At 52.9% G+C, this 15,668-nt stretch carries 12 protein-coding genes and 1 riboswitch; all 12 genes read right to left on the bottom strand.

Going from position 1 to position 15,668, the window contains the following annotated elements:
* Nucleotides 1–17: 17 nt before the first annotated feature.
* The 12 genes from pilQ to LDN04_RS10875 all read right to left on the bottom strand — a co-directional run bounded on the left by pilQ (nt 18) and on the right by LDN04_RS10875 (nt 15,629).
* Nucleotides 18–2,654 carry a type IV pilus secretin family protein gene (gene pilQ / locus LDN04_RS10930; RefSeq protein WP_223910121.1) on the bottom strand — a complete coding sequence of 879 codons (2,637 nt, stop codon included), beginning with the start codon at nt 2,652–2,654 and terminating at the stop codon, nt 18–20.
* Nucleotides 2,655–2,666: 12 nt separating this feature from the next.
* On the bottom strand, nt 2,667–3,212 hold the full coding sequence (locus tag LDN04_RS10925) for a pilus assembly protein PilP (RefSeq protein WP_223910117.1): 546 nt from the start codon (nt 3,210–3,212) through the stop codon (nt 2,667–2,669).
* Nucleotides 3,190–3,792, bottom strand: a complete 603-nt coding sequence (locus tag LDN04_RS10920) for a type 4a pilus biogenesis protein PilO (protein ID WP_223910114.1) — start codon at nt 3,790–3,792, stop codon at nt 3,190–3,192. Before LDN04_RS10920 ends, LDN04_RS10925 begins: the two co-directional genes overlap by 23 nt.
* A gap of 65 nt (nt 3,793–3,857) precedes the next feature.
* Complete coding sequence (locus LDN04_RS10915) at nt 3,858–4,433, bottom strand: PilN domain-containing protein (RefSeq protein ID WP_223910111.1); 576 nt, start codon at nt 4,431–4,433, stop codon at nt 3,858–3,860.
* Complete coding sequence (gene pilM, locus LDN04_RS10910; protein ID WP_223910108.1) at nt 4,430–5,485, bottom strand: type IV pilus biogenesis protein PilM; 1,056 nt, start codon at nt 5,483–5,485, stop codon at nt 4,430–4,432. The genes LDN04_RS10915 and pilM overlap by 4 nt, the downstream gene beginning before the upstream one ends.
* A 20-nt stretch (nt 5,486–5,505) precedes the next feature.
* Nucleotides 5,506–5,706 (bottom strand): helix-turn-helix transcriptional regulator, encoded by a 201-nt coding sequence (locus LDN04_RS10905; RefSeq protein WP_223910104.1) that lies wholly within the window; start codon nt 5,704–5,706, stop codon nt 5,506–5,508.
* A 183-nt stretch (nt 5,707–5,889) separates the two neighbouring features.
* Nucleotides 5,890–5,966: riboswitch (cyclic di-GMP riboswitch) on the bottom strand.
* A gap of 313 nt (nt 5,967–6,279) precedes the next feature.
* Complete coding sequence (locus LDN04_RS10900) at nt 6,280–6,840, bottom strand: pilus assembly protein PilX (RefSeq protein ID WP_223910101.1); 561 nt, start codon at nt 6,838–6,840, stop codon at nt 6,280–6,282.
* 64 nt (nt 6,841–6,904) lie between these two features.
* Nucleotides 6,905–8,098 carry a prepilin-type N-terminal cleavage/methylation domain-containing protein gene (locus LDN04_RS10895; protein WP_223910099.1) on the bottom strand — a complete coding sequence of 398 codons (1,194 nt, stop codon included), beginning with the start codon at nt 8,096–8,098 and terminating at the stop codon, nt 6,905–6,907.
* 51 nt (nt 8,099–8,149) lie between these two features.
* Nucleotides 8,150–8,536, bottom strand: coding sequence for a prepilin-type N-terminal cleavage/methylation domain-containing protein (locus tag LDN04_RS10890; RefSeq protein WP_223910096.1), 387 nt, complete (start codon nt 8,534–8,536; stop codon nt 8,150–8,152).
* Nucleotides 8,508–8,978 (bottom strand): Tfp pilus assembly protein FimT/FimU, encoded by a 471-nt coding sequence (locus tag LDN04_RS10885; protein ID WP_223910093.1) that lies wholly within the window; start codon nt 8,976–8,978, stop codon nt 8,508–8,510. The genes LDN04_RS10890 and LDN04_RS10885 overlap by 29 nt, the downstream gene beginning before the upstream one ends.
* A 1-nt stretch (nt 8,979) precedes the next feature.
* Nucleotides 8,980–14,838 carry a pilus assembly protein gene (locus tag LDN04_RS10880; protein ID WP_223910091.1) on the bottom strand — a complete coding sequence of 1,953 codons (5,859 nt, stop codon included), beginning with the start codon at nt 14,836–14,838 and terminating at the stop codon, nt 8,980–8,982.
* The gene (locus LDN04_RS10875) at nt 14,835–15,629 is read right to left on the bottom strand and encodes a DsbC family protein (RefSeq protein WP_223910088.1); all 795 of its coding nucleotides are present in this window, start codon (nt 15,627–15,629) and stop codon (nt 14,835–14,837) included. Before LDN04_RS10875 ends, LDN04_RS10880 begins: the two co-directional genes overlap by 4 nt.
* Nucleotides 15,630–15,668: the final 39 nt, after the last annotated feature.

Below are 15,668 nucleotides of genomic sequence, written 5' to 3'. Positions count from 1 at the left end.
TCCAGTAGTGGTCAGCCCTAAGACACAATCTTTGGCGTTATGAAAATCAGCAGTTCGGTCTTGGTTTTGGTCGTGGTGTTCGACTTGAACAGCCAGCCGATGAGCGGTATGTCACTCAGATACGGGACTCCCTGGTCGTTGGTGGTGTCACTGTCTACATAAATGCCACCTATGACCGTAGTTTCCCCATTTTTCACCTGCATTTCGGTCGTAGCTTCCTTTTTGTTTATGGGAGGCGGCGAGCCAACTCCAGCCGAGTTGTTGGAAGCCTTGATTTTCATGCTGACACTGCCATCCGCCGTAATGTGCGGGGTAACCTCAAGGGTCAGCGCCGCCTCGATGAATTCCGTTTTGGTCCCTTCTGCAGAAATAGTCTGGTAAGGGATCGACTGGCCTTGGGATATTTTGGCCGCCTTGTTGTTCAGAGTGACAACTTTCGGCGTCGAGACGATCTTGATAAGACCGGCTACCGCAGCAGCAGAAAGACGCATATCGATCTGGATGTTGCTCGTCAGCTTGCCGAAGGACATGCCAATGGCACCACCTGGGCTTTTGGAATCCTGAAACCCCGCGCTCGGCGGAGGAGTGACCACACCACCGAAACCGGTGTCAAGTTGATTGATGCCAAGGAGTGAAGCTGATCCGTCCTTGTAATGAATCCCCCACTGAACACCTAGGTCACGGGTAAAGGTACTGGTTGCTTCCACGATGCGTGCCTCGATCATGACCTGTTTTTCCGGTATGTCGAGATTTTTAAGAAGAAACCTCATCCTTTCAATGGCAGGGGCAATGTCTGTCACTATTACTCTGTTAGTGCGACTGTCGGGGGAGATGCTGACCCCGTCACGCTGGGTTGCCACCGTCTTCAACTGGGCTGCCACATCTGTTACAGACGAATAGTTGATATCAAACACCACTGTTTGAAGCTCCATACGCCGTTCGCGTTCCTTTTTGAGTTCAGCGTCTTCCTGTTCTTGCGTCTTGAACTTGCCCTTTGGCTTGATCTGGACGATGTTACCGTCACGCTTCATCTCCAAGCCCTTGGTTTCAAGAATTACGTCGAGGGCCTGATCCCATGGAACATTCACCAGCTTGATACTTATTGTCCCCGTGACATCGTCAGCAATGAGAAAGTTTAGATTGCTGACTTCTGCTATAAGTTGGAATATCTTTCTTACATCGGCATCGGAAAACTCCAGGGTAACCCTCCGGCCGGTATAAACCTTTTTATCACTGCCCGTTTTCTGTAATGACTTTTCGTTTATTGTTACCGGTTCCACTGCCGACGCAATCTGGCTAGGTGGTTGCGTCTTGGCAACCTCGGACATCAGTGTTGCTTCACTGATTCCCTCATTTTTGATATCCCAGGTAATAACGTTTCCTGTTTGTTTGACTTCGGAAGGCGCATCGGTGCGTAGCTTTACCATTAATCTTGTTTCATGGCCGCTCTTGACCTTTGCCTGATACGGTGTGATTTTCAGAACGGTGCTTACAAATGAGCTGGTATCAAGAGTTCTCTGTAGATTGCGGGGAATCTGGCACCCTGCAATGGATAGGCTCAATCCCTTTGCTGATTTCACCGGTTTGCCCGCAGTACAATTACCCGAAACCTTGATCGTGATCCTAGAAATTCCATCCTGGACATTGAAATCGATTGCTTCAATGGAAGACGGTCCATGCTCACGTGCAGCACCGGCAGGTTCCACCTTGCCCGATGGTACCGTAACGCCCGACGCTCCACTTACGGAGGCATTGGCTGACTCCCCGATAACCACCTTAAGGCCGCGGTCCGTCTTGGTAACTTCGTAAGGAGCAATCGTGCCGCTACTTGCATCCAAAACAATTCGTACTTTTTCAGGGGTCAGGCCAATACGCGCTTTTCCGACGCCGAAGGAGTTGATCGCTACAGCATTAGCGGCAATGCTGGTTTTTGCGCCGAAAACGTCCACGACGATCCGATCGGGTTTCGTCATCTTGAAAGCGTTAAAAGTGTCAACTCCTCCTGCGACATCGATCTCGATTCCGTTTTGAACAACGTTCAATGCATTCACTGTTCGCTGCTGGGAACCATTAACAGCCACCGGTGCAGGTGCGGTTGCTACCGGCGCCGGTTCAACGGGAACAACCGCTGTTGTTTCAGTATGTTGTGGGGCGGGTTCTGGAGTCGCGATGACCGGTTTTTCAACTTGTGCGACGACGGCGGGCTCGTGCTGCTGCGACGGAAATTTTACTACCAATTTGTTTTTGTCGGCAGGATCAACTCCAACAGTAAAATCCACATCTTTAGCAAGGCTGATTTCCACACGGGTCAAAGAACCACCGCTGAATACATGCTTCGTGGCGTCTATCTGCTTTATGACTCCTGAATTGACTTCCAGGGATTTAAAGTTGCCCGGTTCCGTGTCAGCCAGGTCAACGACAGCCTTCGCAGGGTCTGTAGTCTTGTAGAACGTAAACGTACCCGGCTGCGAAACGGAGATTTCCACTTGAGACGCATCTGGCGCCACGCTGACAGCCTGAATCACTGGCTGAGCAGTATCGGATGATTTCCCATCCGTCAGATTCACCCTCTGCTGTGCACAACCGGCGCCGAGCGCCAACACCATCACAATTACTATTTTATTGAGGCAAACCCGGGCTGAATTCATTCTCATCTGGAACTCTCCTTACCGTTTTGGGGACAGGGTAAGCTTTATAACCCTTTTTTTCGTATGGCCGCTTTCGTCGCGGTACTGCTCGGCAATTTCAATAGCATTGTTGCTGATTTTCGTTATCCGTCCGTTATTGTTACCAATAAGCATACCCTGCTTTACGACATACCCCTTGCCGGCAGGGTCGATAACAAGAGCCTTGTTTTCCTTGAGTCCGGCAACAATGCCAGAAACTTTGAATTTGCTTGAATCAAAAGACTGTATTGGCAGAAGATTAGCATTTTTGGAGATCACCGGTGCCGCCGTTTTACCAGCAGTAGGCGTCGCAGCCACGATCAACGGCTTGAACGGATCTTTTTTGAGGTTGAAATCCAGCACTGAGGTTTTTGGCCCCTCAACTCGCGCAGAAGATTGTTGCTTTTGCACCGGTTTTTGTACTTGCACCACGGGTGCAGGGGGCTGTTGTGCCTGAGGTGGTGGTGCTGTTTTCTGACAACCGGGCACCAGTAGCAAAGTCAAAGCGAGTAAAATAAATTGTTTATTTCTTGCCCTTTTTATCATCCTTAATCTCTTTCTTATCCAGAAAACGGAATGTTGTAGCAAGACAATTGATCGTATAGACTGTTTTTCCGCCTGTAATTTTTGGGTTTGTAAACGCAACGTTATTGATGTTGACTATCCTCGGAAGGTTGCCGACTGCAACGAAAAAATTACCAACGTTGGCGTATGTGCCTGAAACCGATATATCCACGGGAACAACTGAATAGAAATCTTTTGGCTCTTCCGGCTTTGGCCTGAAAACAAGAAATTCAAGGCCTGCTCCCTTACCCGCACTGGTAATACTGGTAAGAAGCGTCGGGATTTCTTTCTGGTTCGGCAGTTCGGTCAATGCATTCTCCAGCTCCTTGTTCAGCTGGGCATATTCGCTTTTGAACCGGGGAAGATTATCGGCGATTTTTTTGCTTTCAGTTACCTGGGTATGAAGTCCTTCCAACTGTCCTTGTAGGACTTTCAACTGATCAAGTTTCGGTTTTATCAACCCAAAAAACAAACCCGCGCCAATCAGTACAACAACAAACCCCAGAATAGCGGCTTTCTGTTTGTTCGGGAGCTTCAGCAATTTTTCTATACGTGGGTCCATGAAATGTCCTCGACCGTTTTAGGCATAAAGATTACAGTCCTGGCAACGGATTGCTATCGTCATTTCTATTTCTTCTGCGGCGCAGGTGTCTCTTCTTTTTTCAACCCTTTGATGTTGCACGTTACATCGAATTTTTTAACTTTGACACCGCTCTCTTCTTTCTGCTCGGAAACAACCAGTTCCACATCGGAGAAAAGCTCTGCTCCCTGCAGGTTCCGGAGAAATGTGGCGATGATATCTTCATTGTATGCAAGACCGGATATAGTGACCTTGGCGGCATTTTCCGTGTAGTTTGTCAGCCACATCTTATCCGGTGTTATATCGCTCAACTTGGCCAGTCTTGCCGCAGGACCACTTTTTTCCTTGCGCAGCATGTTGAGTACGTCAAGTTTCTTTTTAACCTCTGCCTGAAGCTTTTTTATATTATCAATTTCGCCAATCTTGGTCTTGAGTTGCTGTAACTCCGCCTCTGAGCGCGTGATTTCATCTTTAGTTCCGCTCACTTTCGCCAGCATCACCGTATAGAAGGCCAATCCAGCAATAATGACCGCAGCCACCGAAACAACCGCTATGATTATCTGCTGCTTTGCGGTTTCCTTCTTTTTTGCAGCCCTGACGGGCAATAAGTTGATTCTGGTCATTTGTCGCCTACCCTCCTTGTTGCCAGTCCCAGAGCAACGGTTACAAGGGGTCCGATCTCGTGCAGGTAGTCGGCATCAAATTCCTTGTCCGCATACTTTATTTTGGCAAAAGGATTCATGGTCTCTACCGGTAGCCCCAAACGCTGGCCCACAGCCTCGGAGAGCATGGCGGTTTTTGCACCGCCACCGCTGAGATATACTCTGGTGATTTTTCCCTCACCGGCAGTCGTATTATAAAAATCCAGAGAGCGGCGAATTTCCAGCCCGAGAGTCTCATTAACACGACTGATAATGTTCTGAAGCCGCTCTCTGTCTGGGCACTCGCCTGTCACCTTGAAGCGCTCGGCGTCTTCACCGCTCACACTGAACTGCTTCTGGATTTCTTCTGTATAGAGGTTCCCCCCCATCTGCACATCCCTTGTGAACAGCGAGATACCATCTTTGACGACGTTGAGATTCATGATGCTCGCCCCGATGTTTATCAGAGCGACAACATCCTCTCCCTCCATGTCATAGTTGACTTCAAATGCATTCTGAACGGCAAATGAATCTACATCGACCACTGCAAGCTTTACGCCTGTCTCGTTGAAAACTGTCAGGTAATCGTTGATGATATCCTTCTTGCTGGCCACCAGCAGAACGTTCATCCTTGTTGGATCGTGTTCATCGGGAGGAAGGAGTTGAAAATCGATATTTACGTCATTGATGTCAAAGGGGATGTACTGCTCGGCCTCCCAGTGAATCTGGTCTTCAAGTTCTTCAGGAGGCATGGCTGGCAGGGAAATTTTACGAATGATGACCGAATTGCCTGAGATGGAGCAGGCAGCTTCGACACCCTTGCCGATGCCCAGACCGGCAAGAAGATTTTTCACAGCCTCGACAATTGAAGAGCTGTCCATCAGAGTATTGTCGACAATGGCTTCGGGAGGAAGGGGGACGATTCCCGCATTCTGCAGCACGTAGCCACCCTTAAGCTCTTTCAGCTGCACGAGCTTGACGGAACTCGACCCGATGTCAATACCGACTATGTCTTTCTTTTTGGAGAATAGCATGATTAGCTTCCTGTAGAAAATTAGTCCTGAAACACCTTGTCTTTTTCGGCCAGCGAATATCCCAGGGCGAGAATTATCTTTCGCTTCGTTTCCATACGACAGGGCATGCCGCTCTCGATCCTGTCAATAGTAACCGGGGAAACGCCGGCAAGACGAGCCAACTCCGCCTTGCTTATCATTTTACGCTCACGCAGCTTCTTGACATTGTTTTTGTTTTTCATGCAAGCATACCCACTTTAACTAATTTTACATGGAATTTACAATAAACAATAGAAATGTCAAGCAATTTGTTTTAATTATATCAAATTATATTCTCTATATCTTAACACATTGATATTACAGCTTTTTTAGATTACAACAATAACTGACGACAAAAAAAAAGGTTGTCGAATATCGTATGATATTTCGGCAACCTGGCTGTCTTCTAGAGACCCGTTAGGCTTTCCGCCCCACCCTCGCGGATGGTTTAGTATTATCGTTACCATTATCTACGCTGTTCACCGAGGCTTACAGCATAACAATTATCAAATAGCGGTATTTGCCCGTATACGCACTCACTTTATGCAAGTTGAATTCCATTTATCTCCAGTTTATATTTTGCATTGTTTTTTAATATGTTAGCTTTTGCCCTAGTAGTACTTCATTTCAAAATACTTGGCTTTTCTATAAATTTTCTGTCATTTAACCATGTTAAATGACGTACTGACAACTCATTACGTCGTCCTTTTGCGACTGCCGGCCAGTTACAATCAAACAGAATAAATAGTGTATTCTCCCCCACCGAACGTTGTCGGTCAATACGCGTAAAGCACCGACAGCATCGCCTTTTCCTTGGGATTGGTTTCCCGTTCACCCTGTACCTCTATGGTGATGAGGTGGGGACTGTGTTTCGGCGCAATCCCCGACCCCGATCCCGCCACGCCGATACCCGGATCCAGGTCCCTGCCGCTGACGTCCGAGTTACCGGTTACGGTATCGACTACCTTGTTATACACCATGAAGTTACCGTTGGTTCCCGCAAGCTTGAAGGTCATGTCTGGCGAGATTTTAGCATCGGGAATCTTGTTTGCGGTTGACGGCCAGTTGTTCGTATCCTTCGCCAATTTGTCCTTCAAGGAGGCACTCAGCGAGAGGCTGATTTGGGATGAACTCCCGAATGTGGAGTTAAGCGCCCGACTGCCGTTGGAATAATTGCCGAAGAGTTGGGGGATGATCTCCTTGGCAACAAGTTCTACCCCGCCGTAGGACGCCTCAAGGGAGTTGCGGTAGGTTTTCTGGCTGGCTGACATCTTGGTCCCCATGAGAACCATCTGCAACAGCGCCATGATGATCCCCAAGGAGATAAGGGTGAACATAAGTGCCGTCAACAACGCTATCCCGTTTTCATTTCGAACGTATCGCATAATCTCCACCCACAGGTTATTGAATCAGATTTTTGGGTCGCACCACGATTGTGTAAACTTTCCAGCGGTAATGCGTGTAGTCGGCACCAATAAGTGCAGCTAGATCAAAATCTCGTCCCCGCAGGGTTCCCCCGAAACTTTCCCCAACCCGGATAGAGCTACTGGGGAAATTATATGTCCTATCCCTCTTCCCCTCCTGGGCCAGAATATAGACCCTTACTTCCTTCACGACGTTGCGGATGGTCTCCGCCTGGTCAGCATCCTGAGGACGCTTGGCGGGAGGACTGTCGCCATGGTCACCGATAAAACCATTGCCGGCGGCATCAAGCCCGTAGGCGACCTGTATATCGGCGACGCAGTCCAGCAAGGGCATTTCGGGAGAAAGGGAGCCGTCAGCGTGGTTGGCCACCGCCTTGTAAAGTATTCCTGTGTTGGGAGCACAAGTTGCCGATATGTTTGACGGTCTCTTGATGTAGTAGTCTGCACGGTTGAACGGCATCCGAAGCGCTGTTCCGGCGGGTTTATCCACACCGTAGATGTGAAAGATGTCCCCCGGAGTATGGGGAAAGGTCATAGCACTGTAATTATTGAAGGTCGTGGAAAACTGTCCACTTTTCACTATAAGTTGCTGCTTCGGAAGGTTGTTCGTAAAGGTGGTCTTTATGACGATGACACGGTCATTTCCCGCCAAGTCCCGGTCGGCCTGGCCCCATGTGGTAACAGACCGACCTGTCTCGGTATATACTGACGAAGTCCATTTCTTGGCGACTTGGTCCACTCCGCTTACCGTGGATTTAAGAACCAGGTATTGGGACCCTTTTCCCCCTGTATCAAGGTTGAAGTTGGTCGTGCCATTCACAATGGCACGGGGGGGAGATACCGGCGAATTATCGTTGAAAAAGTTGGCACTCGTAATGGATGTCGGAAACGTAACCGGCACATTGGCGCCCACGTTCACCTCAGTATAGGCGGTATTCGCTGGGGCCGACGAAAACATCCAAGGGAGACCGAAGCCTGCCTGCTCCAGGTCCGCCCGCAGCACCTCCAGACCGACGATCCCCTCGATCTGGGTCTGGGCAGATTTCCCCTGCTGCCCCGCCTGGGTCACGATGGTCTCGAAGGTGCTGGTCGTAACCATGATGACGACCATAAACATGGCCATGACGATTATCAGTTCGACGAGAGAAAAACCACGCTGTTCTCGTATCATAAAGTACACATCCTCGCGTGAAATACACCGTGCTGCATCAGTCACTGATGACTAACGTGATCGAACCGTCACCACCTGGTTCTGATAGTTCCTGTTCTTGTAGGTCCACTTCACCACCACCCCATACTGCTTCGTATCGGCTCCCAATGGGATAGTGGTTGTGTCTACCGTGAATTTCTTGCTCACACCTCTGAGGCTCATGGGGATAGTGGTGTGGTTAGTGAATGTGGAGTCGAACTGCTGCCCCCGCATGTCATTCAATATTTTCTCGCCCACATAGACCGACTGGTCACGCAGCTGGTTCCGGAGATTGTGCTCCATGGCCACATTTACCGCCTCCAGGAGTCCAAGCAGCCCGACCACCATGATCACTATGGCAACCAGGACCTCAACCAGGGTGAAGCCGTCGTTATTTTTGTACGATGGTACTTGTGCCACAACTGCCTCCCGATGCTCTCTTTCCCATGTTGATTTTTGCAGCAGAGATGACGATGCTGTCGATGAAGCCGGGATTGCCGGCAGGCTCGACGCAGACGGAACTGAAGGAGCCGAAGGTCAGGCCGCACCTGTCGAAATTCAACTGAGTGTCCGTGGTATTCTGCACAACGGGGTATTTCAGGGTCTTCTCCACGAGTATCGCACTCGATGCCGAGTCGATAACCTTAAACTGCGTTCCGCTCACGATCACGGAGCGGGGTTGTTTAGTATAAAACGACTGTAACCGTGCATTCATGATCTCCGTGTACATATCCCTTACCTCCGCCTCAATGACGGACTTCTGTCGCTCTCTGTTGAAATCATAGATCGCAATACTCGTCAATATCCCGATTATGGCTATGACGATAAGCATTTCCACCAGGGTAAAACCACGCTCGTTCATGTCAGCGCTCCTGTATGTGCAGAATGCGCTTGATCGGCTTGTTCCCGCTCGTACTGAGGATCGGCGGGGCGTCTCCCGGCGGTTTGCCGGTCATGGCCGAGCCCATCCGTCGGTTACCCCTGTCCGTAAAGGCAGTGGAAAGGTCAACCTCCTTGAACTCACCGGTGGAGAGCTGAATAAGTGCCTTGCCGGTGAGCGTGGTGTCGGGAGGCCGGAGCCCGGAGTTGTAATCGAGTGCCCAGAGATAGGAGTTGCCGCCGAATCCACAGACATCAGCGGTTGGCTTGAATGAGGTAAAAAATATCGCTCCGTTGGTCAATGCAACCGTATCGGTCACCACCCGCTCCGCACCGAAGGTAGTCGTCGAGGTATCGAGATCGATCTTCCACCCGAGGGGCTGGGGACCTGTGTGGAGCGTGGTAGACTGGTCCGTGAGGTCGCCAACCAACCTGGCTGTGGTACAGGTCTTATCAAGGAAATTCCCCGGATTTGCGTCCGAGTTGTAGCAAGGTTCCTTGATCCCGTAAATGGTCCGCGGGCTGTCATAGTCATCAATTATTTGTCCAGCCCGGAAGTAGTATCTTCCTGTACCGAAATAGAGCCAGAGAGCGCGGTTGTTCCGATCCTGCAACCGGGCGACCGCCGTCGTCACAGGTCCGATATTGTCGAGCACCGGGGTCACTTCCCAGTCAGCGGGGTTGGCACTCTCCTTGGTCATGATCCGGAGCACCCCGCCATTCGTCCAATCACCGCCACTTACCTTCTTCGTATATCCCACATAAATAGCGTCGTCCTGGTACCTCCCCGCCGCAAGGGCGTTCCACCGGTCGGTATCGATGGGACCACCGACGAGGGAACCGGAGAATGCATTGGCGATGCCAGTATCGATCGTTCTCACGAGCGTCCCTGTCTTCAGGTCGAGAATAAAGAATTTGAGAGTCTGGTTGGAGCGCCCGAGGAACTGGCGGTTGTCCGTGTCGATCGGCCCGGTCGGCCCGGAACCGAACACCGCAAACCATTTACCATTCTTGGTGGAATCACCTATTCTGACGATTGCCGGACCGGATGTGGCGTACCCAAGGTTGAGATTATTAGCAGGGTCGCCGCTGAACTCCCACAAAAGCTTGGGAGTTTCGGGATTGGTCACATCCAGGGCAAAGTACGACGAATAGCCAAGTCCCGGATTGTTGACCGTATCGCCCGGGTCGGTAATCGGTGTCTGGACGCAGTCGAGTCCGGTGCAACTGGCTTTGCTCGATGCCCCACCCAGCCCCATGCCGCCGATCAGGATGGAACGCCAGGTATTCTTGTTGGCATCCAGGTTATTGGTAGCGGTATCCACCACGATCGGATTCTTGATGCACTGGTCATAGGTTGCATTGGTACAGCTGCCGGTTCCGCTGGTATACACGCCGATACTGGCATCCAGGATGATGGTCGAGCCGTCGACAAAATAGAGATGGCTATAATCCTTGTCAGTCGTGTATTTCAGGTACGGCAGCGCGCTTTTCGGAATGAAGGCCCACTGCTCCTCGCCGAGGTCGGTACCGCTCAATGTTGCCTTGGTGAAGTCGGTGGCGGTCACATCCAGGATGCCGAGTTTGAAGGCGTGGAGCATGCCGTCGTTGACCCCCACATAGACCATCCCGCGGCTCAGATACTCATTGGATTTGATGAAGGAGGCGTAGGACGTATCGCCGTAACCGCCCGGCAATTGCACATCATAGGTGTTCTGCCTTCCCGTCGACTGGATGCGCGGCGTGGATGAGATGATGTCTCCCAGTTTCCAGACCCCGATCCCCTTGTCCCGCGGGTTGGTGACATAGGGGTCGGTCGGGTCGATCCCCACCGTAGGTGCTGGTATGTTGCCAATCTTAACCGTTCTGGGCCGCATGGTTGCGTCGCCGGGAAAATCGAAACCATGGATGTACTTCATCAGCTTAAGGGTGCTGGCGCTGTCGGTCATCTGCAGGTACGGCTGCAACACGGTAGAGTTATCGGGGAATGAGGTAGAACCGATGGTTCCGTAGGTGAATTTCATCAGGCCGGTGCTTCCCTCTTCGGTCCCCCCCGAAAGCAACGGGGTGTAGATGGTCCGGGGCGACAGGGTGAGATCCCTTGCCCACAACTGTTTTCCGGCGCGCCAGATGCTTTTTACCGCATCGGGATCGACCGTTGTAACGGCGCTATCCCCTATGCCGTCACCATTGGTATCCTGCTGCAACTGAACCATGGTCTGGTTGGTGCTCTGGTCGAAAATGAAGGTGGCCACCTTGTCGCTGATCAGATTCAAGGTATGGTCTCCGGAGCCGGGGTAATCCGTATCCTCCCTGATGGTGCTGTTATTGATCTTGGGATCGACGTAGTACCAGAGGTTCTGCATTTCACCGATCCACTTGGCGGATGTCTCGCTATTGAAGATCTTCTTCGGATAAAACACCGCCTGCAGGATGTTCGCGCCGCTCCCCTCGCTGTTGCTGAGGATCGATGCGGCCGTCCCCGACGCCGCCTTGGCGGCCAACTCTTCGAATATATTCCGCAATGCCGTGGAGAGCTGGGCAGGATTGCTTGCCACCTGCAGAGTCGATCCACCGTTCGTGGCGGTGTCAGAGAGAAGCTGCAGCGAACTGCATTCGTCGGTCAGACCGTTGGAACCGCCGTTGTATACCACATAGGTACTGATGTTGTCGCGGCCGTTCCGGGGGATATTGAGACATGTCTGTCCAAGCGCGCAATCGGTATCAGCAGAACAGATCTGATTGCTGTTGCCGGAACATACCGTGGCCGTTGGGGTGGTGGAAAGGCTGAAGCTTGAGATGTTCAGGTGCCTGGCGACCCAGGAAAGGATAGGAAGATTCTTGCTCCCTGCATAATTGGGACAGGTATTGACCCAGGTAGCCGGCTTGCCGGCGGAAACATGATAGAGGTCTGCCAGACTGCTGGAACTGGCATTCTGGTCGGCAGTCGAACTCCCGTCGCTGACGAGCAGGACATAGTTCTGCTGACACCGGTACTGGGAGGGATTGCGGCTGCCGCTGTAATCGTTCGAGTTAAGCCTAAGCGCCGTCCTGCTGCTGATGACCTTGTTACAGAGCCCACCACTGCTGCAATCGCTGTCTAAGAAACACGAGGTTGTCGAGTTGGAGCATTGTTTCACGGTGGCATAGTAGCCGATGGCGTTATAATAGGCTTCCGCGAAGGGGGTCCAGGAATCGGCTCTGATTAAATCGATGGAACTGACCAGTGATTTCGCCGTTACGTGATCACCCGCCCCGTCGCTGACGCAGACCTGGCTACTGAGACAGTTGTTGTCGGTGTTGCATTCGGTAGTTGAAGGAATCCAGCAGCGGTTGGCGTAGCAACGTTCTCCCGACGAGCAGTCAGCGGCAGTGTGGCAGACGGTCGTCGTCGATGCGGAGCAGAGTCCTCTCCCCACATCATAGATGATGCTCGCTCCATCCAGGTTGTTTGTATTGGCGGTGGTCGGATTACAGGTGTAGGTAGTGCCCGTGTTGCCGTTGCAATCCACATCCATGACACACAGCTTGGCGGGGTCGTTAGAGCAGACTTTCGGTGTGGATATTACTGCACCGAAGGTGGATGAAGATTCGGTGGCCGAACCGGCAAAGTTGAACTGCATGGCACCGACCCGTATCCGGTTGCCGAACTCCTGGAGAAGGCCGGCCGGCTGGGTGGCTTTCTTGAGCCTGACCAGCACCTTCCCCTTCGGAGGTCCCAGCTGTCCTTCCAGCCCGATCCCTCCGAGAAGTGCCGGAAGCTGCTCAGCGTTCGAGGTGTTCGCGGCTGAATCGGTGGGGTCTATGACCGACGGCTGGGTGGCGTTACAGTACCGCTTGAAGGCGTCGACCTGCCCCGTGTCGTTTGTCCAGGAGTTCGCGTCCCACGTCGGCGCACTCCCGGTGTAGAACCCCCCCAGGTAGTCCGAGCTGCAGACAAGGGCGGGATTCCCTGGAAGGATATACGCGGGTCCCTTGAGGCAGCTCCCACCCAGTGCGCCGCTGCAGTCGGTATCGGCGCCGCACCCCTTGGAGTGGTCCCCGGAACAGACGCCATAGGCCGCGTAGACATCGGTACACTTGCCGCCGGTGGTAAGCCGGGTGAAGTCCCCCGTGCCGAGGGTCCCTTTGCCGATGTACTGCCAGCAGGTATTGATGGTTTCGGTGAAGGCAACCTTGGTCTTGACTACCCCCGACTTGCTCGGATCGATACAGGGGCCGTCATTGAGCGTCCCCCCGGAAACCGGGGCCGGGCTGTTGCAGAGGCCGACGGTATTCGTCGTGGGAGCCGGTGCGGAACAGGTGCCGGGGTTTACCGTCGTCGGCGAAGGGTTGGTGCAGGTGCCGCTGCTCCCCGCCACCGGCAGCGGGTTTGAGCAGGTATTAGCCATACAGGTTCCCCACGTGCCCTGACAGGCTGTACCCGGCGTAGTGCACGTCTTGTCGGTCCTGACGCTGCAGTAATTCGCCGGCGCGCAGTTGCCATCCGAAGTGCACGCCCCCCCCCCCAACTTGCAGTTACCCGAAATCGGAAGGACGGTACAGTCATTCGGCCCCAGACAGGTTTTGCTCGCGTTATTGCTGCATCTCCCCGGCGTAGTGGTGCCGGCGCAGACAGCATCACTCGTACAGGAAGCGCCGGTGTTGCTGCATTTCCCCGGCGTCACGGTGGTGCCACAATCAAGATCGCTGGAACAGGACGCCCCGCCGTTGCTGCATTTCCCCGAAACCGCGGCAACCGGCTTGGTGCAGTCGGCATCGGAAATACACGTGGCGAACACGAGCCGGGCCGGATCCCCCTGGCAATAGTTGGTCGCCTTTGTATTGTAATTGATGCAGGCCGACACGGCGTTGCTGAGGGAGGTCTGGTTGACATTCGGGGTGTTCCAGAGCGTGATCGCATCATTGCACACCTTGGCATTGTAGTCGCCCTGGTAGATTTCAATGGAGGTCTGCCCCCCCTGGGACGGAGAGGCAGGGTTTACTTCTTCCGGCCCTTTCACGGCAAAGGCAATACCCAGTTTGTTGGCAAGGTTCGGATCGGTCTGGGTCGAAGAGAAATTAACAAAATCCGTGGTCAAGGCATCCTTGATGAACCCCTGTCCCAGGCAGCCGCGGGACTCCGCCTGGAGAAAGGGGGTAGTGACGGCGTTGCAGGTCTGCGACGAAGCACAGTCAGTCGTGCTGGAAAGGCAGGCCCGGTTGCTGTTGCCGGAGCAGAGGCCGGTGACGTATTTACCGCCGGTAAGAATCTTCTTCTCTACGTCGAACTTGGACGCGGCGAGCCAGTTGAGGTAGTTCCCCCGTGCCACGAACTTGTTCAACAGGCCGGTATTGGTATCGAAGCCGACGCAGAGGGTGTTGGCTACGTACTTGTCACACGAAGTGGGAAGGGTCGTGGGAACAAAGAAGTACTTATTGGTGAAGTCGTACTCGTAGCCGGTACTCGGTTCGAAATAGCCGGCATAGGCGTTCAGGCAGGTCTGGCCGACCACGCAGTCGGAATCCTGGCTGCAGCTGCGCGAAGTGTCGCCGGAACAGTAATTTGTCTTGTAGGACTCGTCGTAGCAGTACGTGGGCTGGCGGGTAATATTCCCGTTGGCGTCCTTTTGCCCTTCGTCCGCATAGGCCATGTCGTACATACTGGTCGAGTTGTCGATCATCAGGAGCAGGTTGGGGGGTATGCTGCTGGTGATGAACGCAGGAGTGATGCAGTAGTTGGTGCCAGGATCGGCCTGAGCGATGGTCGGAAGGATTGAGATAAATAGGGCAACGACGACCGGGAGCATTTTCGTAAACGTACCGACGGCCTTCATGGTGTACCTCGCTGTTGATTTCATCATGGCTTTGCACCTTTATCGCTGACGGTTGACATGAGAGCCTTGAGCTCTTCGGCTTTTTTGAACCCGACGATGATGCGCCCGTCGGGAAGAATCATTGTGGGTGTGGAACTTATCCCGATGGATTCGGCATACTTAATGGTGTCATCCACCGGCTTGGCTGTATCCTTCGGACCCGGCGCGGGGAGGGACTCACCGGCAAACGCCTTGTTGAGGAACTCCGGCGTGCCGGCGCCGAGGATGACCCGCGCCTTGTCATACGCAGCAGGGTGCATCTTGAGGGGGAACATCTTGACGTAGATGGTCACCTGGGGGTCCAGGGTGGTAAGCTTCCAGAGTTCCACGTGGAGCTTGGCACAGAAAGGGCAGTCGGGATCGGTGAAGACGAACAGCTTTCGAGCCCCTTCCGGGTTGCCGATGATGATGGAGTTGGCCATCGGCACCGTGGCGTTGTCAACCTTTGATAATGGGAGGGAAACAACAGGTAGTTCGGGAGCGATGGGCTTTTTTGTGGCAAGGCTGAATATGGGTGACGGAATGAGGTGCTTTCGGGCAAAGTCGACGTAAATCGTCGCCTGCCGGCCGTTATTGACGACGGACAGCTCGTACAGCCCCTGCACCGGCGAAAACCTGACCGACTTTACCTCGCCGATTCCACGCAGGAGATCGTTTGCCTCGCTGATCGTCATGATCTGCACGTCGGCACCAGTGTCGCGACACTCTTCGGCAGCAGCCCCAACGGCACTGCCGGTAACCGCAAGGAAAAGAAGGATGGGAGCAACGGATTTCAGCATGGATTCCCCTTGAAACAGCTTCACACCAGTAAAGATATG

The organism is Geobacter sp. AOG1, from assembly GCF_019972315.1.
Classification (GTDB): domain Bacteria; phylum Desulfobacterota; class Desulfuromonadia; order Geobacterales; family Geobacteraceae; genus Geomobilimonas.
This window is presented reverse-complemented; position numbering and strand designations above follow the sequence as displayed.